Below are 22,068 nucleotides of genomic sequence, written 5' to 3'. Positions count from 1 at the left end.
TTAATCAATTTCTTGCCCAGTACTTTTTACTAAACGTCCGCCTGCATACTTATAAATGCCAGATATGTGAATAAAGCGATTGATATTATCCAGGTTTAAGGATTTATCTTTTAATGAGAGCAACGGTTTACCTAATTTATCTCTTGGAATTTTGTCTGGTGCTAAAGGGAGAATATCGTTTTGATTCACATAAATCGAGACATAAGCTTCATTCACCTTATTTTCTTTCGTTTTGATGATTTCTTTGATGTCTTTCTCTTCTGCATAAATTGGACGAGAAATCATTTGTCTTGGTAAATTGGCAACGATTCGCTCCCAAGAATAAATATTATTTCCATCCGCAGAGTAAAGACCAATAAAAATTTCTTGCTGACCGCTGCGTAGTGCGATGCGGTTAGCCAAATGTGCTGCCATTTTTACTTTATCCTGAGATGAATCCAAATGATGGGCAAATTTTTCGCGTATTTCCCGCAAGTTTTTACCAATTACTCTAAGAAAATTAGACTCCTCCCAAGGCCCTTTTGCAAGGGTTTCATCCAAGGCTTGTAAAACAGCTTCTGCTTGTTGTGCCGATAATTCATCTTTCATACGGAATGCTTATTACGTTGGTTCTAGTCACACGTTATAATCGAACATTTGATCATGAATGTGATCAAACAAGAATTGCATATTTTTTTTTCATCTTATTATAGAGTATAACACCAATCAACAAGTATGCAGATTGGCTTATCTTTTCTTTTGAAATACAAATTGGACAGCTAAAATCCAGGCTTTTGCGGAGATGGCTCTGATGATTCCGGTGCCGGTTCGGTGTTCTTTCCAAGGCTTGATAAATTTTGTTTAGACAATCCACCATAGGGGGATTTGGAGGCAGCATTGCTGTCAAGACTCATATCTGGACCAGCATTTTTAATTTCTTTTATTCTGATTGATAAATGGTTCAGAGCTTCTAGCGCTGCTTCAAGTACAGCAGCGGGGCGATAAGCAACCATCTGCTCAACTTTATTTTTAAGCTGTTGCACAGGCCCCTCGACTTCGGCATGTAAATATCCCTGAGTAATGCGCTCAGATTTATCCTGAGCAAAAAAGGTTTCGCGGCGATGAGCCCATACGCTTTTCTCATGATTGCTGCTAGCCATAAAACCCCCTGAAAAATACATCTGCTACATAGAAGTAGACTAACAGAATATTGGTTACTTTAATCTGCAATTAAGCTTAATTTGCAATTTTTTTACATTTTTATTAATGCCGTCAGTCGTACATTAACTCGTCTAAAGGCGTATAATCCTTGCTGGGCCCTCCTTGGATAAGCTCATTAACCACATCCGTCATACACAAGAGACGCAAAACGTTGGGTGTTACATCATCAAACACCACACGAGAGCCTAAGAGCGAGCCCTCAGCTTCTTCAAATGATATCCCTAAACCATATCCAAGGCACAAAGAACATAATTGATCCGCTCTACGCGCAATGGCAGGTAAAAGACCAGTGTAAGCAAAAACCTCATCAAAACTGACAAAACGGTCATTTAAATAAAATTTAGCATTCAAACTGGCGGCTATTAAAGACATGCTTTTGCTAATATCAGGTTTCATCTGCGCCACCAGGGTTGGGAAGACCTAATGGGACCTGCCAAAAAAGTCCTTAACCAGCGTAAAAAAACAGGCACTGTAAATCCATAATGCTCAAGTATGCCAAAAAATAAAGCAGATACGATGACTAATATCCCGGTCCAAATGCGAATGTGCATTAGAAAGAGAAAAATTGGAAATGCTGCCCGTGCGTCTACCATGAAAAAGCGAGCACTTCGGGCTGAATCGCGCCAATGAGCTGTAGAAGAAAAACCACCACTAGCCATAACCTAACCCTTTTCAAATATATAATAAAAGTATATCGCGCAGGCAAGGTAATGCAAGCGCGGAAACTTAAATCTAAGGATGGCAGTATTACTTAGTATCGTTTGGCTGCAAACGTTTCTTGAAACTTGGGCTTAGGCAATTCGCCAAGATTTCAGCAGGATTAGGTTCAGGTTTTTCCATAGAAAAATTGGATTTAGCTGTTTTTAAAGAAGCTTCTGTAGCCGTCAAAGATGCCGTTTTTTCTTCTTTAAAAGTATTTTGAGTAGAAGAAGAAGCACCCATTCGATTTAACATACGACTTGTGCTGCTCATAATATCTCACTTTTTGCCCCAAGTTTTTCCATTTTATAATGTAAAAATTAAGGTTTTATTAAGAATGGTAAACTTGCCTCAAAAATTTTCCTGTAATAAAGTACGCGCATGCAGCTTATTTATACTCACATATGAACGGACGCTACCTTGCACTGGCCATAGTAGTGATTACTGGCTGCGCAATTATCTTTCAACAAAATGTGTCCCTTCTAATAGAGTGGATAACGAAGTTAGGATGGATTGCACCTATTTTGTTTCTGGTTCTGTATTGCTTTGCTACTATTTTCTTTCTGCCAACCATGATGCTTACTTTGGCAGGAGGCGCCATTTTCGGCCCATTTCTAGGGATAATTTATAATTTGCTCGGCGCCACGCTTGGCGCTGCTTGTGCATTTTGCATCAGTCGGCATCTGGTTAGCGATAAATTGATCGGCATAAATCAAAAACGGATTAATAAATTTATCCTCGGAGTTGAGGAACGTGGTTGGCAATTTGTGGCAATACTTCGCTTATTACCCGTGGTTCCTTTTAGTCTTGTAAATTATGGATTGGGACTAACCCGTATAAAATTTACCCAATACATGTGGGCCACTGTCATTTTTCTAATCCCTTTGGAAATTATTTATACTTATTGCGGCCATCTCGGCATGACGCTCATGACACACTCCAGTAGCATTTACCGCTATTCAGGTTTACTTGGAATAGGCATCATTCTATTGTTATTAGGGGTATACCAAATTTATAAAAAAATAACGCTGGGCAAAGGAAAATAAAAATCGAATGCAGCATGCAATCCTTGCTGGCAGCAATATTGCATTACTTAAGCTTGATTCATTCGCTGTCACCGAGCAAAAGCATTTGACAGCGAACCTTGATGCGGATTAATGATGCAGCGTAAAATTAATCCAAATCTTCGAATACTTCTCTTAAATCTTCATCCAATCTCCGCTTTTCCAGCAACTCTTCCCAACGCTTGCGGGCACTGGAAACCGTGTCGACAATGATTTCCTCTGGATCAACAAATTCATCTTCTGCTATTAAATCTTTTTCTTCTTCATCATCAAATAGTTCGCGATTCATACTATCCCCTTTAATAGGCTAAGAAACCATTACTCCACCCTATCCAGTGGAACCTATTTAATTTTGCAAGCTATATACCTGATTTTTTTTCATTTGCCTAGTAGATTTCTAACTTAATTAAAACTTGAACTTCAAGATGCCACACGTAATAATTCTGTGCGTTAAAAACGGGTGTGCAAAGCATGAGCGAGGAAACCAGACGGAAATTAAGGGATGCGTATCGCTTGGTGCGGAAAAATTTATCTGCCGACTACCAAGAAATTACCTCTTATAAAATTTGTGAGAACTTGCTGCAATTTCCACCTTATCTGGCAGCCTCACGCATTGGCTTGTATTTTGCGATAAATGGTGAAGCATCCTTGCAGCATTTATGGAAAACGGCAATGCAACAAGGAAAAAAATGTTATTTTCCAATTCATAAAAAAGATGATTCGTTATCTTTTTTGCCTGCTGATGCCACGACAACATTGATAAAAAATAATTTGGGTATCCTTGAACCTGCACCTGGAACGCAAACGCCCTTTGTAGCCAAAGAACTCGATATTATTTTAATTCCGGCGGTAGCATTGGATAAGCAAGGCCACCGTTTAGGCATGGGAGCTGGTTGTTACGATCGCACTTTGGCAAATTGTCATAAGCCTTTACTGATCGGGGTAGCCTATGCGTTTCAATGCGTACCTTCCATTCCTGCGCAACCGTGGGACATCACTTTGAATGTTATAGCGACCGAACAAGATATTTATTGGAGTAAACCATGACTCGTCACTATTGGCTTTTAAAATCTGAGCCTGATTGCTTTAGCATTGATGATCTGCGCAATGCTCCTGAGCAAACAACACCATGGGATGGAGTACGCAATTATCAAGCGCGTAATTTCATCCGGGATGGTATGAATCCTGGCGATTTAGCTTTTTTTTATCATTCCAATTGCAATCCACCTGGGATTATTGGCATAGCCGAAATTGTCAGCAAACCCTACCCGGATTATACGGCTTACGATCCAACAAGCGAGCATCCAGATCTTAAAAGCACGCCTGAAAACCCGCGCTGGTACATGGTAGATGTGCGTTTCAAAAAAAAATTTACCCACCTTATTTCTTTGGATGAGCTTAAGCGACATCGGGAATTAGAAAAAATGCCTGTGGTGCGGAAGGGAAATCGGTTATCTGTATTGCCAGTCACTGCAGAAGAATGGGAGTTTATTTTAAAGTTGGGCGAAGCATAGTGACATGCAAATATCCCATCTTCTGCAGCAAAACGTGGAGAAGATGGGATGTACTTTAAAGCTTAACTTAAGGCATCTTCGCCTACTTCGCCGGTGCGGACTCGGATTGCTTGCTCCAAATCATAAACAAAAATCTTACCGTCACCGATTTTGCCCGTGTATGCAGCTTTACAAATTGCATCAATTGCTGCCTCTACCATATTATCGGGCAAAGCCAATTCAATTTTTATCTTCGGCAGAAAATCTACCACATACTCAGCGCCACGATAGAGTTCAGTATGTCCTTTTTGCCGGCCAAATCCACGGGTTTCTGAAATAGTAATGCCAGGAATTCCGATTTCCATTAGGGCTTCATGTACATCATCGAGCTTAAATGGCTTGATGATTGCTGTGATCATTTTCATTGCTTACCTTAAAAACGATTATTGATAGCTCATCTAGTTTGATTTTGCTAGACTCTAGAAAAATAATTATTGGAGTTTGTATGTTTGACCCTAAACAATTTGAGGATTTAGCAAAAAAATTATACTCTTCATTACCTAGCAGTTTACAAAATTTTGAAAATGAGATTCAACAAAAATTCAAGGAAATTCTGCAATCTGCATTTACCCATATGGATTTGGTAACACGCGATGAATTTGACGTGCAAACTAAAGTGTTAGCCCGTACCCGTGAAAAACTGGATGCTTTACAACAGCAAGTAAATACATTGCTGGCAAAACAAACAAAAGAAAAATAATTACCTACTCCCTCGACGCGCTTGTGCGGTTTCAGTAGAATAACTTTTCCAACCTCAAAAATAATTATTATCATGAGCTTAGCGATTATAAGGACGCGCAGCAGCATCGGTATTCACGCGCAAGCCGTTTCTGTAGAAGTCCATTTATCCAACGGGTTGCCAGCATTTACCCTCGTCGGTCTTGCCGAAACAGCGGTAAAAGAAAGTAAGGATCGAGTGCGCAGTGCCATCATAAACAGCCAATTTGAATTTCCATGCCGTAAAATCACAGTCAATCTAGCCCCCGCTGATCTTCCTAAAACAGGCAGCGGCTTTGACCTTCCTATTGCAATTGGCATTCTTGCAGCTTCGGGACAATTGCCCATGGAGAAGCTCAAAGGACACGAGTTTATCGGCGAATTGGCTTTGGATGGCAGCTTGCGCAGAATAGCAGGAATCATTCCAGCCGTCTTAGCGGCTCACCGCGACCAACAGCAATTGCTGATCCCTTACGCAAATGCAGAGGAAGCAGCGCTCGTTGGTTCAGAGTGCGTCTCGGCTGCATGCAATCTTCGCGCGGCATGCGGGTATCTATGCCAGGGCATCCCTTTGCCCAAGCTACCCGCCAAGCCGGAAATTGTTCGCAATGATGCCCACCTGGATTGGTCTGATATAAAAGGGCAACAGCATGCAAAACGTGCTTTGGAAATTGCCGCTTGCGGAGGCCACAGTATTTTATTAAGCGGGCCGCCGGGGAGCGGCAAAACCATGTTGGCAACCCGTTTTAGCACGCTGCTCCCTGATCTGTCAGAAGAACAATCGCTAGAGTGCGCTTCCATTCAATCCATCCGCGGCCGCTCGCCTGATTTTACCAATTGGCGCCAACCCCCTTTCCGTTCGCCGCATCATACTGCATCCCCAGTTGCGCTGGTGGGAGGAGGCAATCCGCCAAAACCCGGTGAAATTTCCCTGGCTCACCATGGAATTTTATTTTTGGATGAACTTCCCGAATTCCATCGCCACGTACTTGAAACCTTGCGTGAGCCATTGGAATCGGGACGTATTTGCATCTCAAGAGCGACCACACACGCTGATTTTCCAGCCCGGTTTCAATTACTGGCCGCGATGAACCCTTGCCCTTGTGGACAATGGGGTAATGCCAAGGCGACATGTTATTGTACTCCCGAGCGCATTAACCGTTATTTAGGCAAGCTATCAGCACCTTTGTTAGACCGGATTGACATGCACATCACTGTGCAAGCCCTGAGCGAAGAAGAACTTATTAAGCCTAATACATCGCCTGGCAAAGAAAGCTTAGCAATAAGAGAACTTGTAGCCGAGGTACGGTTGAGACAAATGCACCGGCAAGGCTGCATCAATGCCCAGCTAGGCGCAAAAGATTGTGAGCGGGTATGTGCATTGAATACACAGGAACAAGATTTTTTGTTTCAAGTCATGCATAAACTAAAATTATCTGCCCGTGCCTTTCATCGTTTGTTGAAAGTAGCGCGCACTATTGCGGACATAAGGCGTGCCGAACCCGTCACTTTGGTAGATTTGCAACAAGCTTTATCTTTCAGGCAAATCTTTAAAATGCCTGGGTAGATTTACGATGCGTGCTGCATCAAAGCTTCCAGGATAGCCATGCGCATAAATACGCCATTTTGTACTTGTTTCAAGATAAAGGCTTGAGGACTATCTGCTACCTCGCTATCAAGTTCTACTCCCCGATTGATAGGGCCAGGATGCATAACCATGGCATCAGCTTTGGCATATTTAACCGTATTTGCAGTGATTGCATAATCGCGATGGTAGCGGGCAAAATCCAACTCTTCCCCTGTTTTTAAACGTTCTTTTTGCACGCGCAAACAAATCACTACATCCGCATCAGCAATCCCTTCCTGCAAGGAAGTGGTTGTGCGACCATGATGGATTTTCTCTGGCAGCCAAAGGGAGGGCGCTACCAAAACCAATTCCTTTACTTGCAACAGCTTGCACAAATTCTGCATGGAATTGGCAACACGCGAATGGCGTAAATCTCCAACGATGGCGATTTTAATTTGATCGACATAAGGTTTTTGCTCCATGATGGTCATCATATCCAGCATCGCTTGGGTTGGATGTTCATGCTTGCCATCGCCTGCATTGATTACGTGAATTTTACGGTCAAATTGTTCGGCAATGCGCTTTGGCAACCCTTCTTCGCTATGGCGTATAACAAAGCCGGCAATGCCCATGGCTGCGAGGTTGGCAATAGTGTCTGTGAGCGTTTCGCCTTTACTCTCGGAAGAATTTTGTAAGTCAAGATTAATCACAGGCATGCTTAAGCGTCTTGCGGCCATTTCAAAACTGACGCGTGTACGCGTACTGTTTTCATAAAAAAGATTCGCCACAGTAGTAAGAGGGTAGGCAGGCTGAATACTGCTGTGCTTTAATGCAAATGCCCGCTCAATAAGATGCTTGGCTCCGCCACGGCTGAGCTGGTTTATTTCAAGAAAATGTTTCATGTCTACTCACCAGGAATGCTGCAGCCATTGTTCCAAAATGATGCAGGCCGCAATGCTGTCAATTTCTGATTTTTTAATTTTACGATATCCACCTTGCTCAAACAAATGAGCACGGGCTTCCACGGTAGAAAGCCGTTCATCAACAAGATGCACCGGCAGGGAAAAACGATCTTTCAATTGGTGGGCAAAATTGCGCGCTGCTTCGGTAGTGTAAAGTTCACTATCGTCGATACAAGTGGGTAATCCGACAATCAAGGCCAATGGTCGCCATTCCTGAATAAGTTTGCGAATAAAATCCCAGTTTCGAGGCACGCCCTGCTGCGCTTCAATGGTTGCAAGCGGTGAAGCATTCCCGGTAAGCGATTGCCCAACGGCGACTCCTATGCGCTTAAACCCAAAATCAAACCCAAGATAAATACCTTCACGCATGGCCCACGCTAGACGTTAATTCACTCATTTTTACGCCAATTGTCAAACCTGCATATTCCCAGCGTTCTTCAAATGGCACATCATATAACAATTCGGGGGTACTCGGGCAAACTAGCCAGGAATTTTCCATGATTTCCTTTTCTATCTGATTTTCTCCCCAAGCTGTATAACCTAAGGTAACCAATACGTCCTTAGGTCCATGCTCTTCTGCAATAGCGCGAATGATATCATTTGAAGTGGTCACCGTCACATCATCTCTCAAAAGAAGACTGGAACGCCAATCTCCGAAAGGTCTATGAATGACAAAACCGCGATCGGGCTGCATGGGCCCCCCAAACAATAGTGGCATGAGGCTGCGTTCACTGCGCTTAGGTTGAATCTGCAGTTGATCAAACACAATTCCCAAAGGATACTGCATAGGGCGATTAATCATAAGCCCTACTGCCCCTTGCGCATGATGCTCACAAACATAGACAACTGCTCTTTTGAAATTAGGATCATTTAGTGAGGGCATTGCAATCAGTAAATGATTCGCTAATGACATATTGAGTGCCATGACAAGCCCTCCTTTTTGTCTCTTTGTATTAATTATACACCACGACCCAAATTGTTGATCGCCTTTATGTCAAACAGACGATATTTTTAACATAAAATGAAAAGCATAAATAACTATGGCATTTGTCTAAAATCCCAAGGTAAGATTTGCATCATGTTCTTCATAAAAGGATTTTTGTGGATCACGCACCTGTGAGTATTAAACCTAGGGTTATTTTCTTTTTAAGGGCTTGGGAGCTTGGTGAATTAATTTGGCTGATTATTTCAGTGAGCACCCTCTTGTTTCTCATCAGTTTGTATCTTTATGATAGAAACCAGAAGAAGCGCACCATCTTACGCAATTATCCAGTTATCGGCCATTTCCGTTATGTCGGTGAATATTTGGGAGAGTTTTTCCGCCAATACTTTTTTGCAGGCGATCGCGAAGAGCTGCCTTTCAACCGCGCGGAACGCAACTGGGTATATCGCGCCTCTAAAAATGTAGATACAACGCTAGGTTTCGGCTCTACCCGCCCTTTGAATAATACTGGCACGGTTTATTTCGTAAATGCGCCCTTTCCGCCGCTGGCAACAGATAAAGCACATATCCGTGCCGTAACGATAGGCCCTTTCTGCGCCAAACCATATACTACCACGCATTTTTTTAATATTTCGGCTATGAGTTATGGTGCGATTTCAAAACCGGCAATACAGGCTTTGGGCCGGGGGGCTAAAATGGCCGGATGTTGGCTAAACACAGGTGAAGGCGGCATCGCACCGTATCACTTGGAATCCGGATGCGATATTGTTGCGCAGATAGGTACAGCTAAATATGGTTTTCGTGATCTGGACGGCAAATTATCGGATAAAAAATTGCGCGAATACGCACAAATTGACTGCATAAAAATGTTCGAAATTAAACTAAGTCAAGGTGCTAAACCTGGCAAAGGTGGTATTCTGCCAGCAATAAAAGTAACTGAGGAAATAGCCAAAATCCGCGGGATACCAGTGCACGTTGATTCCATCAGCCCAAGCCGACATATTGATATCAGTAATGTGGAAGAACTGCTCGATGTCATTAACCATGTGCGCGAAATAACTGGAAAACCAGTAGGATGCAAATTTGTATTGGGTAGCTATGACTGGCTGCACGAATTATGTCAAACGATTCACAAGCGCGGGATCCCTTGTGCCCCTGATTTCATCACGCTGGATAGCGCCGATGGCGGCACCGGGGCTTCACCACAAGGTTTAATGGATTACATGGGCATCCCAATTGATGAGTCATTACCCAAGCTGGTTGATTTTCTTGTCCTTTATCATTTGCGCGAACGAATTAAAGTGATTGCGAGCGGTAAATTGATTACGCCAGCAGAAGTCACTTGGGCGCTCTGTGCTGGTGCAGATTTTATTAATTCAGCTCGAGGTTTTATGCTTGCTTTAGGCTGTGTTCAATCGATGAAATGCCACCGCAACACCTGCCCTACAGGGATTGCCACGCATAACAAGCACTTACAGCGCGGCTTGGTCGTGGAAGACAAAGCAGAACGGGTATATCACTACGCCAATAATATGGTGGATGAAGTGGCTATTCTTTGTCATTCCTGTGGGGTGGATGAGCCAAGGCAATTGAAACGCTCGCACGCACGAATTGTGCGCGAAGACGGCTTCTCGGTATCTTTGGCGGAAATATTCCCCGACCAGGAACCTTTAGCGCAATATAAAAGCCTGAGCCACTCTTATCCTTAATTCATCAATGATTTGTCCGCGGGTAGTTTCAGGATAAGCGACAACAGTTTGCGCGGCTTGCCAGACACCATGCGGCCATAAATCGTCATTTATAAAGCGACCTATTACGTGGACATGTAATTGCGAAACGATATTACCCAAGCTCCCTATATTTAATTTATTAGGCTTAAATACATCCTGGACAATAGTAGAAGCCGCGTGCAATTCATCCATGAGCGTGTGGCGTTGCGATGCTGACAATTGCCAAATTTCCTGAATAGCTTTAACGCGTGGCACCAGGATAAGCCATGGAAAATTAACATTGTCTTTCAATAAAATACTTGAAAGTGGCCAGTCGCCTAATTCAAAAGAACTGCATAAGATTCTTGGGTCAATTGTAAATTTCATAGAGAAACTAAAAAAAGAAAGTATTGTAACCTGACTTTTAACTCTATTTAATGCGCAATATAGCTTAATTTTTTAGCCATCTTTTGGTCCATGCTATTTACGCGACTTATTTTTTTATCTAGGCAAGCCGGTGCAAGCTTATGTTCTTCACAATGTTAACGCTTTATGCATCGCTATGCAGCCATTAAATGAAAGCAAAACTTGCAAAAACACTGTTACCAATGCTTTTATACTGAAAGGATTTCATTGCTTGCGAGAAAAGGATGTATTCAAAACACAAAATCATTTCGTTATTTTGGAGAGGCTTACTTACTTTGCTGCCTTTCTATCTTACGCTTTATTTTATATTTTGGTTGCTACAAAGCATCGAAGCCATTTCCAGCCAGGTTCTCCAAAAAATCTTGGGAACTTATTACGTCCCTGGAATGGGATTGTTAACCGCTTTATTAATCGTGTTTTTAACCGGTTTATTGCTGCAAACTTATATAACCCGGCATATGGCATTCGTTGTACAGCGTTTTATGAGCCGGCTACCTATTATTGGCGATGTCTATCAGGCAATTCAAACCTTCATTAAATATCTGACCTCTCCTACCAAACCAGATGGCGAAGACGTGGTCATGGTTCATTTTAAAGCGTTGAATATTAAAGTCCTTGGCATTGTAACGCGCACCAGCTTTGATAAGGCGCCTGCCGGCATCGGCGACGATACATTAATTTCAGTGTATCTGCCGATGAGTTATCAAATTGGCGGTTATACCGTCTATGTACCTAAAGATGCAGTCACGAAAGTTGAATTATCCCAAAAAGAGGCAATGAAATGGGCATTTATGGGGGGAATAGGACAATAAAACCTCTTTATAATTATTCTTCTTTACTAAACTTTAAGTGAAACTACCGGATAATAAAGGACAGTCTATGGACAAAAATCTGGAAAAAATTGCCAATCCGCTTAAATTCTACAAGCATCCTTTTGAAGTTGAAAATGACGCTGAATTATCCATTGATGATAAAATTAAACTTTTGACAAATTGGTTGGATGATATCGAATTAAGACAAGTTGCTGAAGAAGAGAACATGCCAGCAAGTAATGAATCACGTCATTATACAGCCGAGGTAGAAAAATTGTTGCATAAATATCAACAAGAAAAAGCTGATAAAGTGTCTTGATACCGTTGCACCCTATGTCTATTGATTTAAAGCGTACAGGTTCTCATGAGATTGCGAATAAAATACGCAATCCCATGCCAGCCTATGCGAGTATGCAAATCCGCGATTCGCTCCTTAAGGGGTGAACCGGGTGCCTTAAATGAGCAAGTCTTACGTTTTCAACACAAGCTCTGTGCATCCGCGATAAGAAGTGCAATAATGATGTTTTTTTAATTGGGTTGTCAAAATGTACAAATTTTTTGCTTATTTTTTAATCGTATTATTAAGCTTCGGTCTTACCATGAATGAAGCAGCAGCCAAGCGTTTTGGTGGCGGGCGGAGTTTTGGCGTGCAACGTTCGCATAGCAGTTTTTCTCATTCTGCCCCTAAAAACACCAAACCTTTAGGCCAGCGCTCGAATAGCAGCCGTTGGGGCGGGATGCTTGGCGGGTTATTGATTGGCGGCTTACTGGCCAGTTTATTTATGCAACATGGATTGGCAAGCGGTCTGGTAACCTGGGCGATTTTAGGTTTATTAGGATTGCTGATATTTAATTTCTTCCGCAAAAGACAAACTCTCAATTATCAAACCGCGTCTCAAGCGTTCGGACGAGGCCAAACACGAAATGATTATCGCCAAGAACCTTATTTCGCAGATGAAACCCAAGATTTCGATACTGAAAGCTTCCTGCGTGAGGCAAAAGTCATGTTTATACGCTTGCAGAATGCTTATGATCAAAAAAACATGCAAGATTTAACTGCTTTCACTGTCCCTGAAGTGTTTGCAGAAATTAAAATGCAATTGGACGAACGCGGCGATGAACCTAATGTTACAGAAATTGGTACCTTAAACGCACAATTGCTGGATGTAACCAAACAGCCAGACGGCATGATGATAAGCGTACGCTTCACAGGTTTAATTAAGGAAAATGATGCGTCCATCCCTCTAAATGAAATTTGGCATTTCCGCAAATTTACCCACAGCTCCCAATGGGTAGTGGGTGGCATACAACAAGAAATGGAAACTGGCCAAACTTATTAATGCCAAAAACATTCAAGAAGAATTTATATGCTTGAAACCATACAGCCATTTCTTCTTTCTTTTATGATAGGGTTGCTCATAGGGATAGAGCGCGAGCGCAGCCACGCTGAAGGAAGCAAAGCGATTGGCATGCGCACCTTCATTCTTTTATCTATTTTAGGGACATTGGCGGCCCAAATACATGCCCCATACATCACCCTAATGCTCAGCTTATTTGTTTTTTCGGCCCTATTGTTTGGTTATTTTCGCTTTACCGAGATCAGAAAAAAAACAAATGAAATTGGCATCACAACTGAAATGGCAGGCGCTGCAGTTTATTTATTAGGTTATTTAATATGGAAAGAAAAATTATTAGCGCTTTCCATTGCCACAGTTATTTTGTTAATTCTTTACGGACGGCAAAGCTTGCACAGGTTTGCCAAGGAAAAAATTACTGCCAAAGAAATTGAAGCTTCCATTACCATCATCATTATTTCTCTAGTGATTGTGTCTTTTTTACCCGACAAAGTCATTGATCCCTGGGGATTATTTAATCCACAAAATTTTGGAATTATCGTATTAATACTCGCTGCTTTACAATTTGGAGGCTATGTTGCCATCCGCTTGTTTGGCGAGGGTTTAGGCATGTTGTTACTCGGTTTTTTTGGCGGCCTAGCTTCCTCTACTGCCGTATTTGCTTCATTGGCTCACGCTAACGCGAAAAAAAGTAGGAAACAAAGTACAACTTCGGCAATCGTAGCAGGCATTTTTGCCACAATCGCGACGTTATGCGGCTTTTTAATTGTTATATTCTATACAGCCCCTTCTTTATTAAAAATTATCATATGGCCGATTCTCGCAACCATTGTATTTGGCATGGCTGCTTCATGGTTATGCTTGCGTTACAATCAACAGCAAAAAATTACCGTAACACCCCCCAATCCTCTAGACATCAAAGCTATTTTCAAGCTGGCGTTTTTAATTGGGGGAATTTTGTTATTGGTAGGCTTAATCAATCAGCATATTGGTGAATCTGCCCTACCCCTGACTTCTTTTATTACTGGTTTATTTGAAATTCATGGTATGGCTTATGCAGTCGCATTGCTCTATCAGGATAAAGGCCTATCCCTAACTACTGCCACACAATTACTAGGGATTATGATCGTGGCGAGTTTTATTTCTAAATTCATTTTGATTTGGGTGATAGCACATAATCGTTTTGCAGTGATCATGAGTTTATTTTTAGCTGGTATGCTTGGGGTGGCTACAGCAGTTTACTTTGGCGTGTTTTTTTTCCATTTTTTCAATTAAATAAAGCTAACTCACTTGCGCGAGTTAGCTTATACAAAGAATTACTCCTCTGTATCATAACCAGTGGAAGTATTCATGTCTGTAGTAGTGGATGTGCCTGTTGTACTATCTGTACTAGTCGTAGTACCTGTGCCAGTGTCTGAGCTGGTGCCAGCATCCATTCCTGTACCTGTATTCATATCGGAAGTGGTTCCCGTACTGGTATCACCATTCACAGTGCCTGTATCTGTAGTGGTACTGGTGCCTGTGGTGCTATCGGTTCCACTGGTTGTATCCATAGTACCAGTACTGGTGGTTGTACCTGTTCCTGTAGTTGAACTATCCATGCCGGTAGTGGAACTTGTACCTCCGTTTACGTCACTGCTTGTTCCCATCGTGTTGGTTGTGCTGCTGCCTCCTGAGTCAGTATTGGCAAATCCTGCGGTGCTAAAAGCCAATGTGGCTAACAATACATAAAATATCCTTTTCATAATTTTTGCTCCTAAAAAATTTTTCTTAATCTCCTGCTCTCACTCAACGTTTATTATTTTTATATTTCTCTCCTAAGGGATAGATCAATCAAAAAGAGAATGCAAATAGAAAACACATAACTTTTGGAACCATCTTGAAACTATTACTATTTTTTTTGCCCTAACTTCTTCGGTTTTTAAAAGATAGCCACCGGATTTATTCAATATCGTTTTGTGCATTTTTTAAAAAAAATGTTAAATAATATTATAATTAAAACATCCATATGAATGCTGTAAGCAAGGGCAGGGATTTTTATGGGACTACGCCAATATCACAATAAAAGGAATTTTAGCAAAACCCCTGAACCTAAAGGACAGGTACATAAAAAAAACAAATTTTTATTTATCATCCAAAAACATGCCGCCAGCCATTTGCATTATGATTTCCGTATTGAATTGGATGGAGTTCTTAAAAGCTGGGCAGTTCCCAAAGGTCCCTGTCTTGATCCTGATGTCAAGCGATTAGCCATGCATGTGGAGGATCACCCCATCGAATATGGCACTTTTGAAGGCATTATCCCTAAAGGTGAATATGGCGGCGGTACAGTATTGCTTTGGGATAAAGGAAGTTGGAAACCTTTGGATGAAAACCCCGAACAAGCGTATCAAAAAGGCCATTTACGCTTTGAATTGGATGCACAAAAATTAAAAGGAAGATGGGATTTAATCCGCTTTAAGACGGAAGCAAATGCCTGGTTCCTTATAAAATACAAAGATGGCTATGCTCGCCTTTTAAGCGATTATGATATTACTAAAGAGGAACCTGACAGCGTAATATCTAACCAATCCATTGATGAGATTGCCGAAAATTATAATGCAGTCTGGGCAAGAACCGGTTTTAAAAAAATAAATAAACCACGCTTTGAAAAAGCCAGTCTCGAATTACCTACAGCGCCATTTCCTAAGCTTATTTCTCCGCAATTGGCTACTTTGGTTGACGCACCTCCTGAAGGAGATGATTGGCTCCATGAGATAAAATTGGACGGATATCGCATCCTTGCGTTTAAAGAAGGTAAACATATAAAACTTATATCCAGAAATAACAAGGACTGGACTGCTGAATTTCTAAGCATTGCCAATGAATTAAAAAAATTGCCATTAAGTAAGCTTATCCTCGATGGAGAATTGGTTTTTTTAGACGAAAAACACCGGTCTAACTTCCAGTTATTACAAAATTCCATCAAAGAAAATGAAGGCGCTTTTCTCTATTATGTCTTTGACCTTTTGTATTATGACCAATGGGATATACGTTCCTTGCCGTTGCTAGAAAGAAAAAAATTGCTTGAACCATTATTACTAAATACTTCTCCTTCTATCCGCTACAGCGATCATGTAATAGGGCAAGGGAAAGAAATGTTTAAATGTTCTTGTCAATTTGCCTTAGAAGGCATTATCTCCAAGCGCGTCGATAGCCCTTACACTCCAAAACGCTCTAAATCCTGGTTAAAAATAAAATGCGTCCAAAGACAGGAGTTTGTCATCGGCGGCTTCTCACCGCCTCGGGGTTCGCGTGTGTATTTTGGCTCTTTATACATAGGCATTTATGATAATGGTAAATTTATCTATTGCGGGAATGTAGGGACGGGTTTTACAGAAACTTCTTTAGACATCATTTATTCCAAGTTAAAAAACTTAGTCACTGCAAAAAATCCTTTTAATATAAATCCTCCGGGCATTAGAACAGCAACATGGGTTAAGCCCGTTTTAGTCGTGGAAATTGAATTTTCTGAATGGACCAGTGATGGAAGGTTGCGCCACCCCAGCTTTAAAGGTCTGCGGGAAGATAAAAAACCCGAACAAGTGACCCGCGAAAAAGAAGAGCACATTGAAAATATTGCTACGGATACACCCAGAGGAAAGCAAAACCATACAGGACTTAAAATATCGAATCCCAATAAGATCCTATATAAGGAAGACCATATTACAAAAGGTGACATTTGTGAGTATTATTCCGAAGTATGTCCTTATATCTTGCCATATATTCGCAATCGTCCGTTAACTTTGGTGCGCTGCCCAACGGATTACAAGGAATGTTTTTATCAAAAACATTTTAACAAATCTTCGGCCAAAACGTTAAAACCCATGCCGATTAAAAATAATAATGATGATGGCATTGAAGAATATATGTATCTGACCGATAAAGGAGGATTGCTTGGACTCGTACAAATGGGGGTTTTGGAAATTCACCCATGGGGAAGCACCATCGAGCATTTAGAGTATCCTGATATCATCACTTTTGATTTAGATCCTTCGCCAGAACTTAAATGGTCACAAGTTGTAGGTGCAGCTTTCGAAATAAAAGAATATCTTGCTGAATTAAATTTAAAATCATTTATAAAAAGTACAGGGGGTAAAGGCTTACACGTGGTCATTCCCATAAAACCAGAGCATTCTTGGGATGTAATTAAAAATTTTTCAGAACTTTTTGCACGGTTTGTCGAACAACAAAGTCCAGAAAAATACGTTTCTAATATGGCAAAAATAAAGCGTAAGGGAAAAATTTTTCTTGATTATCTTCGCAACCAACGCAATGCAACTGCCATTGCACCTTATTCAACACGGGCTAAACTGCATGCCCCTGTCGCAACACCACTGCATTGGGATGAGCTTACCCATCGAATCAACGATACTCTTTTTACGATAAAAACCTTACCTAAACGCTTGCTCGCATTGCAGCAAGATCCTTGGGAAGAATTCTGGAATATTAAGCAATCCTTAAATATCAACCTATAATTTACGCTGCTTCATTTCTGACTAAAAGCTTAATAAATTACCTAGACTTTCCGGAAAATGTTTTTAATAACCAGTCAAATCCTGTATCCGCCATTTCTTGCCTGCGTTTTTGCTGTAAAGATTCAATTAAAACTAAAATTTGTCGACTAATTAAATCTAATTGAGCGGCATTTTTTTCCACATAAGCAATTAAGCGCAATTGCTCCCTATTAGGGTTACTATTACGCCATTGCTTACATTGATCGAAAAATACCCAATTATCCATTTTTTGGGAAGAATAAAGCTTATTTAAGCGCATCAAAGTCCGAGGATCAATTCCCTCTATTTGACTTTCAGCGGCTTGCAATTTTTCTAACTGCGCATGCGCTGCCTCCAATTGACTCTCTACGATTTCAACGTAAATTGGAAGCAAGTTCAGACCGTACCAAGTATTATTTTTAGCCATAATAGTGTTCATTGGTAAGTGCGTGGTCTTAATCAGTTAAGTATAAACAATTTAAAAAATCAATTTATTCTAACTTCGTAATTTTTTACTGCCACCTGAAAAAATACGCAGTTAAGGCCCTACTTTTTATTACCCAAATCGGGGAAAACACGCGTTTCTCCCTGGTACTTAGCCGTAGCATCGCTTGCGGGAAATGTCTCTTCCAAAGCTTCGTCTAAATCATCATCCTTTTTTATTTTCTTTAAGCTTTCTTTTCTAGGGGGTGAAGATTTTTCAGATTTTTTATCCAGTTTCGATTTTTCCATTCCTGTCTCCTCCTTGCTTTACATTAAGTATAACAAATGTACACCGTTTCATTTTCTAAAAAAATCAAAGAAAATTTAATTCAACTATCAAGATGTTAACTTTTTTACCAGGGAAAGTTGCTTGCACTACGGAAATTTTTGACCTATTCGTTTAGGTGCAAACAAACAAAAGGAGATTGCAATGGATAATAAAATGGATGATAAATGGAATTCCCAAAAATCCGGACAACAAAATAATCAACAAAATCAGACTGGTCAAAATCAACAAACTGGCCAAAATAGACAACAAGGACAAAACTGGCAGCAAAACCAAAAATCTGGCCACCCTTCTGAGAACATGGGCCAAGAAAAAGGCCAGGGAAATGAACAAGGCTCACAACGAGGCTTAGGTGGCGATCGCAATAGTACCTTCGGTAACAAAGAAGGCAAAACAACCAATGAGCAAACGCAGGAAAAGTCTCAATCTGGTCCACGTCGACAATAAGAAACCGCAAAACTTAAGATCGAAACGATCTTAAGTTTTGTTATCGATATTACGGCAATGATTCAAATAAAAAATGAATTTTTTGAATTATGTGGGAAAAAAATTATTCCTGGGCAAAAAATTAAATTTTTATATGATTTTTCAAGTTTATTTACGCGAAGAAAATTAAAAATTCCCATTCATGTATTTCATGGGCTTAATCCGGGACCCAAATTATTTATTTTTAGCACGCTGCATGGCGACGAGTTGAATGGCATTGAAATTGTGAATAGATTACACAAGCATGCCGCTTTGGAACAACTTTCTGGAACACTAATTACAGTCCCGGTTGCCAATCCATATGGGCTCATGCTGCAAACAAGAAACATAAAGAATAGGGATTTAAACCGCTCATTTCCGGGTGGTGAAAATGGCAGTCTTGCCTCACGGCTAACTTACTTTTACACCAATGAAATTGTTAAAAAATGCCACTATGGCATCGATCTGCATTCCGGCGGCCGCTGTTTGTTTAATTTCCCGCATGTAAGGATTTCAAAATCAAGTGATGCGAAAACATTGGCGCAAGAATTCGGCGTACCCATTTTAGGCACACCTGTACCCAATAAATCACTAAGAAAAATAGCCCTTGAGCAGCATATTCCTTTATTGGTATTCGAAGGAGGAGAAGCGCAGCGGCTCAATGAAGATTGCATTGAAATCGGTTTACAAGGGATTTTAAATATTTTATCTCATTTGAATATGATTGGTTCGGAGTGGAAAACCCTAAACACTTTTTTTTCCCAATATTACAGTGCCACGAAATGGATTAGAGCTCCCGTTAGCGGGCTTTTGAAAACGAATAAAAATCTTATTTCTTCCATTATAAAAGATCAAATATTGGCCGAACTTTCTGATCCATTTGATATTGAAAAACCAATTAATGTTCTTGCTACTTGTGATGGAATTATTTTTGCTAAAACCACAGAACCAATGGTCAATGAAGGTGACCCATTATTTCATGTTTGCATGCGTTAACATCAGGTTGGCCTGTGAAGGCCAACCTTAGCAAACTCACTCGCGATTGAAATCATCAATGGCTTTTTTTGCTTCTTCCTTTGAATATCCATAATGTTTTTGCAATTTTCCAAATATTTCTTGCTGGTTTCCTTCTAGCTCATCGAGTTCATCGTCGGTGATTTTTCCCCAGGTTTTTTTAATTTTTCCTTTTACTTCTTCCCATTTTCCCTGAAAAATATCTTTGTTCATTCCCTTTCTCCCTATGTAGTTTTCCTGGGATGGCTTTATCTCCATCCTCTTAATTAAATATAGTAAGAAATTTCAGAATTTAATTGATTTTTTTAAAAATTAACCTATATTTGTCCTTCTTGTGTTTTTTATAAGCAAGCTCTATAGTTTAATAAGAGGGATTGTTTAAGGAGAACATGATGCCTAAAGGAGATAAATCAAAATATACTGATAAGCAAAAAAGACAAGCTGAGCATATTGAAGACAGCTATCGCAAAAAGGGAGTCTCTAAGGATGAAGCGGAAGAAAGAGCCTGGCGAACTGTGAATAAAGAATCAGGCGGAGGCAAAAAAGGTTAATTTGCAAAAAGGAGTTTATTATGCAAGTTTCTTCAATCGAATCTTCATTAAATGATATTTAGGTGGTTACACCGAGTTAAAGACTTTGGTCATTTCCGTTATGAATTACTATCCTATTTTACGTATAGTATTGCACGTTAAGATAAGCCGCCTGAGGATTTAACCACATCTTTTGCGGCGTAATTACCTTTGATTTTAAAGGGGATGTATTATGATCAATGAGAGCCAGGCATCCCATTCATCGTGCTGAAAATCTGGATGAGTTCATTTAGCCTATGGCTAAAGATTTAAGCGATCTGAATGTGGATATAAGACAGTCTGTGCAGGAGGCATCCAATTTATTATGAATAAACTGGATGATAATTTGGCTGAGAAAGTTTTAAATGCATTACCACGCAAACTTCGTGAGGCATTGATAAACTAGAAAGAATAGCTTCAATTCAAGCTGTTCTTTCTAGAGGGAAATCTTAATCTTCTCTCATGCTGTTCATACCCCAGCATGCACCAAAACAAGTGGATACCGCCCCGATAAAAAATAAGATGAAAACGACAAACGCGCCCCAAGCTAAATCACGGGTAGTAGGTGCCACTTTATTAGCGGGTTCGACTGAAGTCGCTGCCGCATCATTTCTTTCGGCAGGCAATAAGGTATCCGACGTGGTATCTAAATTCTTACCTGAAACCAAACCAGAATGGGTAATACCTGCAGTATAGACAGCCACATAATTGCTTACATGAGCTGCAAAGACAGCACTTAGGATTAATGCCAAACTCCAGGTAACAAAGCCGTATAAAATCCCATAATTGCGCTTGGGTGTATAATATCGGCCGAGATAACCTGCGGCATACCCTGCAGCCACCATGGAAACTACGGTGGCGATAATTAAGCCAAGCAAACCGCCAATGGTCAATACGAGCCCACCATTATCGTTTACTGAAAATGCACCAAGGCCAATAGCTACTCCAAACAAGTTTAATAAAAACCCAAGGCCAACACCAACTAAGGCCCCTACAAAAACAGCAGTCCACGAAATACGCTTGAAAAAATGAGGCGCCGGAGGCGGCGGTGTTGTTATAGTATGCTGCATTATTTTATCTCCCTATAAAAATAATTTAAAAGATCCGAGCCAGTAACCATATGATTAATAATATGGTAAAGGGTACTCCCAACAACCACGCAATAAGATATTTAAGCACTTATTTCTCCTTGTTATGTTGAAAATTTTTACTCTCCTGTTTTTTTATCTTTAATCGCTTTGTAATTCTTAATCAGCTTCTTAAGTTCTGTTTCGGATAAATCATCCAAAATTAAAGAACGATTATCAGCAGCCTTTAGCGATTTAATTAACTCATCCAACTTCAAGTTTAGGATAGCTGTATCCCGGTTTTGGGCGTTTTGAATCAAAAAAACGATTAAAAACGTGATGACGGTAGTACTGGTATTGATAATGAGTTGCCAAGTATCGGAATAATTAAACAATGGGCCTGTGATCAACCAAATTACACAAAATAGACATGCAAAAAGAAAACTCCAGAAGCTGCCGACTACATCACACGTCTTTTTAGCCAACCTGGAAAAATCCCAACTTGAGGGACTTTTATTTTGCCGCTTCGTTGCCATAGTCACTCCACTTCACCCAATACCATTTGCGAATTTAAAAAATCTTTCTTCGTGAATGTTAACTTAGTACAACTACTTTAATTTTTCTATTCTACACATCATCACC

31 protein-coding genes are annotated in these 22,068 nt (G+C 40.6%); 14 read left to right on the top strand and 17 right to left on the bottom strand.

The annotated features are described in order from the left end of the window. The 5 genes from icmQ to ELY11_RS01445 all read right to left on the bottom strand — a co-directional run bounded on the left by icmQ (nt 1) and on the right by ELY11_RS01445 (nt 2,154). Nucleotides 1–588 carry a Dot/Icm secretion system protein IcmQ gene (icmQ, locus tag ELY11_RS01465; protein WP_126954022.1) on the bottom strand — a complete coding sequence of 196 codons (588 nt, stop codon included), beginning with the start codon at nt 586–588 and terminating at the stop codon, nt 1–3. 170 nt (nt 589–758) lie between these two features. Then, entirely contained in the window at nt 759–1,139 is a 381-nt protein-coding gene (locus ELY11_RS01460; protein WP_126954021.1) for a hypothetical protein, read from the bottom strand. Nucleotides 1,140–1,251: 112 nt separating this feature from the next. Further along, nucleotides 1,252–1,596 carry a type IV secretion IcmS family protein gene (locus ELY11_RS01455; RefSeq protein ID WP_126954020.1) on the bottom strand — a complete coding sequence of 115 codons (345 nt, stop codon included), beginning with the start codon at nt 1,594–1,596 and terminating at the stop codon, nt 1,252–1,254. Beyond that, entirely contained in the window at nt 1,593–1,859 is a 267-nt protein-coding gene (gene icmT, locus ELY11_RS01450; protein ID WP_126954019.1) for an IcmT/TraK family protein, read from the bottom strand. Before icmT ends, ELY11_RS01455 begins: the two co-directional genes overlap by 4 nt. Before the next feature lie 88 nt (nt 1,860–1,947). Further along, nucleotides 1,948–2,154, bottom strand: a complete 207-nt coding sequence (locus tag ELY11_RS01445; RefSeq protein WP_127032371.1) for a hypothetical protein — start codon at nt 2,152–2,154, stop codon at nt 1,948–1,950. Nucleotides 2,155–2,423: 269 nt separating this feature from the next. Between ELY11_RS01445 and ELY11_RS01440 the strand changes: the two genes are divergently transcribed. Next, nucleotides 2,424–2,945: a TVP38/TMEM64 family protein gene (locus ELY11_RS01440; protein ID WP_233579561.1), complete on the top strand. Its 522-nt coding sequence runs from the start codon at nt 2,424–2,426 to the stop codon at nt 2,943–2,945. A 127-nt stretch (nt 2,946–3,072) separates the two neighbouring features. Here ELY11_RS01440 and ELY11_RS01435 read toward each other — a convergent pair whose 3' ends face one another. Beyond that, nucleotides 3,073–3,252 (bottom strand): hypothetical protein, encoded by a 180-nt coding sequence (locus ELY11_RS01435; RefSeq protein ID WP_126954017.1) that lies wholly within the window; start codon nt 3,250–3,252, stop codon nt 3,073–3,075. Between the two features lie 182 nt (nt 3,253–3,434). Between ELY11_RS01435 and ELY11_RS01430 the strand changes: the two genes are divergently transcribed. Continuing rightward, nucleotides 3,435–4,010, top strand: coding sequence for a 5-formyltetrahydrofolate cyclo-ligase (locus ELY11_RS01430; protein WP_126954016.1), 576 nt, complete (start codon nt 3,435–3,437; stop codon nt 4,008–4,010). Continuing rightward, nucleotides 4,007–4,477 carry an EVE domain-containing protein gene (locus tag ELY11_RS01425; protein WP_127032370.1) on the top strand — a complete coding sequence of 157 codons (471 nt, stop codon included), beginning with the start codon at nt 4,007–4,009 and terminating at the stop codon, nt 4,475–4,477. Before ELY11_RS01430 ends, ELY11_RS01425 begins: the two co-directional genes overlap by 4 nt. Nucleotides 4,478–4,539: 62 nt before the next feature. Here the strand turns inward: ELY11_RS01425 and ELY11_RS01420 are convergent, their stop codons facing one another. Next, a complete protein-coding gene (locus ELY11_RS01420; RefSeq protein ID WP_127032369.1) occupies nt 4,540–4,881 on the bottom strand; it encodes a P-II family nitrogen regulator in 342 nt (113 codons plus the stop codon). An 80-nt stretch (nt 4,882–4,961) separates the two neighbouring features. On the opposite strand from ELY11_RS01420, the gene ubiK reads away from it, so the two are divergent. Beyond that, the gene (gene ubiK / locus ELY11_RS01415) at nt 4,962–5,216 is read left to right on the top strand and encodes a ubiquinone biosynthesis accessory factor UbiK (RefSeq protein WP_126954013.1); all 255 of its coding nucleotides are present in this window, start codon (nt 4,962–4,964) and stop codon (nt 5,214–5,216) included. Nucleotides 5,217–5,288: 72 nt separating this feature from the next. After that, nucleotides 5,289–6,800 (top strand): YifB family Mg chelatase-like AAA ATPase, encoded by a 1,512-nt coding sequence (locus ELY11_RS01410; protein WP_127032368.1) that lies wholly within the window; start codon nt 5,289–5,291, stop codon nt 6,798–6,800. Nucleotides 6,801–6,802: 2 nt separating this feature from the next. On the opposite strand, the gene ELY11_RS01405 is transcribed toward ELY11_RS01410, so the two are convergent. From ELY11_RS01405 to ELY11_RS01395, 3 genes are read right to left on the bottom strand one after another with little or no spacing between them, the layout of a single operon-like run. Further along, nucleotides 6,803–7,702 (bottom strand): aspartate carbamoyltransferase catalytic subunit, encoded by a 900-nt coding sequence (locus ELY11_RS01405; RefSeq protein ID WP_127032367.1) that lies wholly within the window; start codon nt 7,700–7,702, stop codon nt 6,803–6,805. A 6-nt stretch (nt 7,703–7,708) separates the two neighbouring features. Beyond that, the gene (gene ruvX / locus ELY11_RS01400; RefSeq protein ID WP_126954010.1) at nt 7,709–8,131 is read right to left on the bottom strand and encodes a Holliday junction resolvase RuvX; all 423 of its coding nucleotides are present in this window, start codon (nt 8,129–8,131) and stop codon (nt 7,709–7,711) included. Beyond that, nucleotides 8,124–8,687 carry a YqgE/AlgH family protein gene (locus ELY11_RS01395; RefSeq protein ID WP_126954009.1) on the bottom strand — a complete coding sequence of 188 codons (564 nt, stop codon included), beginning with the start codon at nt 8,685–8,687 and terminating at the stop codon, nt 8,124–8,126. Before ELY11_RS01395 ends, ruvX begins: the two co-directional genes overlap by 8 nt. Before the next feature lie 176 nt (nt 8,688–8,863). Here ELY11_RS01395 and ELY11_RS01390 point away from each other — a divergent pair, with 176 nt between their 5' ends. Next, nucleotides 8,864–10,414, top strand: a complete 1,551-nt coding sequence (locus ELY11_RS01390; RefSeq protein ID WP_233579560.1) for an FMN-binding glutamate synthase family protein — start codon at nt 8,864–8,866, stop codon at nt 10,412–10,414. On the opposite strand, the gene ELY11_RS01385 is transcribed toward ELY11_RS01390, so the two are convergent. After that, entirely contained in the window at nt 10,376–10,801 is a 426-nt protein-coding gene (locus tag ELY11_RS01385; protein WP_126954008.1) for an HIT family protein, read from the bottom strand. The genes ELY11_RS01390 and ELY11_RS01385 overlap by 39 nt on opposite strands. 263 nt (nt 10,802–11,064) lie before the next feature. Between ELY11_RS01385 and ELY11_RS01380 the strand changes: the two genes are divergently transcribed. From ELY11_RS01380 to ELY11_RS01365, 4 genes are all read left to right on the top strand, one after another. Beyond that, nucleotides 11,065–11,652, top strand: coding sequence for a DUF502 domain-containing protein (locus ELY11_RS01380; RefSeq protein ID WP_126954007.1), 588 nt, complete (start codon nt 11,065–11,067; stop codon nt 11,650–11,652). 67 nt (nt 11,653–11,719) lie between these two features. Further along, nucleotides 11,720–11,971, top strand: coding sequence for a hypothetical protein (locus ELY11_RS01375; protein WP_127032366.1), 252 nt, complete (start codon nt 11,720–11,722; stop codon nt 11,969–11,971). A gap of 226 nt (nt 11,972–12,197) precedes the next feature. Beyond that, a complete protein-coding gene (locus tag ELY11_RS01370; protein WP_127032365.1) occupies nt 12,198–12,992 on the top strand; it encodes a Tim44 domain-containing protein in 795 nt (264 codons plus the stop codon). A 27-nt stretch (nt 12,993–13,019) separates the two neighbouring features. Beyond that, nucleotides 13,020–14,282 carry an MgtC/SapB family protein gene (locus ELY11_RS01365; RefSeq protein WP_127032364.1) on the top strand — a complete coding sequence of 421 codons (1,263 nt, stop codon included), beginning with the start codon at nt 13,020–13,022 and terminating at the stop codon, nt 14,280–14,282. Nucleotides 14,283–14,323: 41 nt separating this feature from the next. On the opposite strand, the gene ELY11_RS12360 is transcribed toward ELY11_RS01365, so the two are convergent. Next, nucleotides 14,324–14,752 carry a hypothetical protein gene (locus tag ELY11_RS12360; protein ID WP_158615160.1) on the bottom strand — a complete coding sequence of 143 codons (429 nt, stop codon included), beginning with the start codon at nt 14,750–14,752 and terminating at the stop codon, nt 14,324–14,326. A gap of 294 nt (nt 14,753–15,046) precedes the next feature. Here ELY11_RS12360 and ligD point away from each other — a divergent pair, with 294 nt between their 5' ends. Beyond that, complete coding sequence (ligD, locus tag ELY11_RS01355; RefSeq protein WP_127032363.1) at nt 15,047–17,524, top strand: DNA ligase D; 2,478 nt, start codon at nt 15,047–15,049, stop codon at nt 17,522–17,524. 37 nt (nt 17,525–17,561) lie between these two features. On the opposite strand, the gene ELY11_RS01350 is transcribed toward ligD, so the two are convergent. Further along, complete coding sequence (locus ELY11_RS01350; protein WP_127032362.1) at nt 17,562–17,969, bottom strand: hypothetical protein; 408 nt, start codon at nt 17,967–17,969, stop codon at nt 17,562–17,564. 119 nt (nt 17,970–18,088) lie between these two features. After that, nucleotides 18,089–18,274, bottom strand: coding sequence for a hypothetical protein (locus ELY11_RS01345; RefSeq protein ID WP_127032361.1), 186 nt, complete (start codon nt 18,272–18,274; stop codon nt 18,089–18,091). Between the two features lie 181 nt (nt 18,275–18,455). On the opposite strand from ELY11_RS01345, the gene ELY11_RS01340 reads away from it, so the two are divergent. After that, a complete protein-coding gene (locus ELY11_RS01340; protein WP_126953999.1) occupies nt 18,456–18,758 on the top strand; it encodes a hypothetical protein in 303 nt (100 codons plus the stop codon). Between the two features lie 57 nt (nt 18,759–18,815). Beyond that, nucleotides 18,816–19,772, top strand: coding sequence for a succinylglutamate desuccinylase/aspartoacylase family protein (locus tag ELY11_RS01335; RefSeq protein WP_127032360.1), 957 nt, complete (start codon nt 18,816–18,818; stop codon nt 19,770–19,772). A gap of 36 nt (nt 19,773–19,808) precedes the next feature. On the opposite strand, the gene ELY11_RS01330 is transcribed toward ELY11_RS01335, so the two are convergent. After that, nucleotides 19,809–20,003: a CsbD family protein gene (locus ELY11_RS01330; protein ID WP_126953997.1), complete on the bottom strand. Its 195-nt coding sequence runs from the start codon at nt 20,001–20,003 to the stop codon at nt 19,809–19,811. Between the two features lie 176 nt (nt 20,004–20,179). Here ELY11_RS01330 and ELY11_RS01325 point away from each other — a divergent pair, with 176 nt between their 5' ends. Then, nucleotides 20,180–20,341: a hypothetical protein gene (locus tag ELY11_RS01325; protein WP_158614981.1), complete on the top strand. Its 162-nt coding sequence runs from the start codon at nt 20,180–20,182 to the stop codon at nt 20,339–20,341. A 467-nt stretch (nt 20,342–20,808) separates the two neighbouring features. Here the strand turns inward: ELY11_RS01325 and ELY11_RS01320 are convergent, their stop codons facing one another. Together ELY11_RS01320 and ELY11_RS01315 are read right to left on the bottom strand one after the other, a co-directional pair. Next, nucleotides 20,809–21,429: a hypothetical protein gene (locus ELY11_RS01320; protein ID WP_126953996.1), complete on the bottom strand. Its 621-nt coding sequence runs from the start codon at nt 21,427–21,429 to the stop codon at nt 20,809–20,811. Nucleotides 21,430–21,566: 137 nt separating this feature from the next. Beyond that, the gene (locus tag ELY11_RS01315) at nt 21,567–21,962 is read right to left on the bottom strand and encodes a low affinity iron permease family protein (protein ID WP_126953995.1); all 396 of its coding nucleotides are present in this window, start codon (nt 21,960–21,962) and stop codon (nt 21,567–21,569) included. Between the last annotated feature and the right edge of the window lie 106 nt (nt 21,963–22,068).

This window comes from Legionella septentrionalis (assembly GCF_003989745.1).
Lineage (GTDB): Bacteria > Pseudomonadota > Gammaproteobacteria > Legionellales > Legionellaceae > Legionella_A > Legionella_A septentrionalis.
The sequence above is the reverse complement of the archived record's forward strand: the minus strand, read 5'-3'. Positions and strand labels throughout refer to the sequence as shown.

Coding starts and splice junctions, on each gene's coding strand:
- icmQ (WP_126954022.1), bottom strand. CDS start 588: ATGAAAGATGAATTATCGGCACAACAAGCAGAAGCTGTTTTACAAGCC.
- ELY11_RS01460 (WP_126954021.1), bottom strand. CDS start 1,139: ATGGCTAGCAGCAATCATGAGAAAAGCGTATGGGCTCATCGCCGCGAA.
- ELY11_RS01455 (WP_126954020.1), bottom strand. CDS start 1,596: ATGAAACCTGATATTAGCAAAAGCATGTCTTTAATAGCCGCCAGTTTG.
- icmT (WP_126954019.1), bottom strand. CDS start 1,859: ATGGCTAGTGGTGGTTTTTCTTCTACAGCTCATTGGCGCGATTCAGCC.
- ELY11_RS01445 (WP_127032371.1), bottom strand. CDS start 2,154: ATGTTAAATCGAATGGGTGCTTCTTCTTCTACTCAAAATACTTTTAAA.
- ELY11_RS01435 (WP_126954017.1), bottom strand. CDS start 3,252: ATGAATCGCGAACTATTTGATGATGAAGAAGAAAAAGATTTAATAGCA.
- ELY11_RS01430 (WP_126954016.1), top strand. CDS start 3,435: ATGAGCGAGGAAACCAGACGGAAATTAAGGGATGCGTATCGCTTGGTG.
- ELY11_RS01425 (WP_127032370.1), top strand. CDS start 4,007: ATGACTCGTCACTATTGGCTTTTAAAATCTGAGCCTGATTGCTTTAGC.
- ELY11_RS01420 (WP_127032369.1), bottom strand. CDS start 4,881: ATGAAAATGATCACAGCAATCATCAAGCCATTTAAGCTCGATGATGTA.
- ubiK (WP_126954013.1), top strand. CDS start 4,962: ATGTTTGACCCTAAACAATTTGAGGATTTAGCAAAAAAATTATACTCT.
- ELY11_RS01410 (WP_127032368.1), top strand. CDS start 5,289: ATGAGCTTAGCGATTATAAGGACGCGCAGCAGCATCGGTATTCACGCG.
- ELY11_RS01405 (WP_127032367.1), bottom strand. CDS start 7,702: ATGAAACATTTTCTTGAAATAAACCAGCTCAGCCGTGGCGGAGCCAAG.
- ruvX (WP_126954010.1), bottom strand. CDS start 8,131: ATGCGTGAAGGTATTTATCTTGGGTTTGATTTTGGGTTTAAGCGCATA.
- ELY11_RS01395 (WP_126954009.1), bottom strand. CDS start 8,687: ATGGCACTCAATATGTCATTAGCGAATCATTTACTGATTGCAATGCCC.
- ELY11_RS01385 (WP_126954008.1), bottom strand. CDS start 10,801: ATGAAATTTACAATTGACCCAAGAATCTTATGCAGTTCTTTTGAATTA.
- ELY11_RS01380 (WP_126954007.1), top strand. CDS start 11,065: ATGTATTCAAAACACAAAATCATTTCGTTATTTTGGAGAGGCTTACTT.
- ELY11_RS01375 (WP_127032366.1), top strand. CDS start 11,720: ATGGACAAAAATCTGGAAAAAATTGCCAATCCGCTTAAATTCTACAAG.
- ELY11_RS01370 (WP_127032365.1), top strand. CDS start 12,198: ATGTACAAATTTTTTGCTTATTTTTTAATCGTATTATTAAGCTTCGGT.
- ELY11_RS01365 (WP_127032364.1), top strand. CDS start 13,020: ATGCTTGAAACCATACAGCCATTTCTTCTTTCTTTTATGATAGGGTTG.
- ELY11_RS12360 (WP_158615160.1), bottom strand. CDS start 14,752: ATGAAAAGGATATTTTATGTATTGTTAGCCACATTGGCTTTTAGCACC.
- ligD (WP_127032363.1), top strand. CDS start 15,047: ATGGGACTACGCCAATATCACAATAAAAGGAATTTTAGCAAAACCCCT.
- ELY11_RS01350 (WP_127032362.1), bottom strand. CDS start 17,969: ATGGCTAAAAATAATACTTGGTACGGTCTGAACTTGCTTCCAATTTAC.
- ELY11_RS01345 (WP_127032361.1), bottom strand. CDS start 18,274: ATGGAAAAATCGAAACTGGATAAAAAATCTGAAAAATCTTCACCCCCT.
- ELY11_RS01340 (WP_126953999.1), top strand. CDS start 18,456: ATGGATAATAAAATGGATGATAAATGGAATTCCCAAAAATCCGGACAA.
- ELY11_RS01335 (WP_127032360.1), top strand. CDS start 18,816: ATGATTCAAATAAAAAATGAATTTTTTGAATTATGTGGGAAAAAAATT.
- ELY11_RS01330 (WP_126953997.1), bottom strand. CDS start 20,003: ATGAACAAAGATATTTTTCAGGGAAAATGGGAAGAAGTAAAAGGAAAA.
- ELY11_RS01325 (WP_158614981.1), top strand. CDS start 20,180: ATGATGCCTAAAGGAGATAAATCAAAATATACTGATAAGCAAAAAAGA.
- ELY11_RS01320 (WP_126953996.1), bottom strand. CDS start 21,429: ATGCAGCATACTATAACAACACCGCCGCCTCCGGCGCCTCATTTTTTC.
- ELY11_RS01315 (WP_126953995.1), bottom strand. CDS start 21,962: ATGGCAACGAAGCGGCAAAATAAAAGTCCCTCAAGTTGGGATTTTTCC.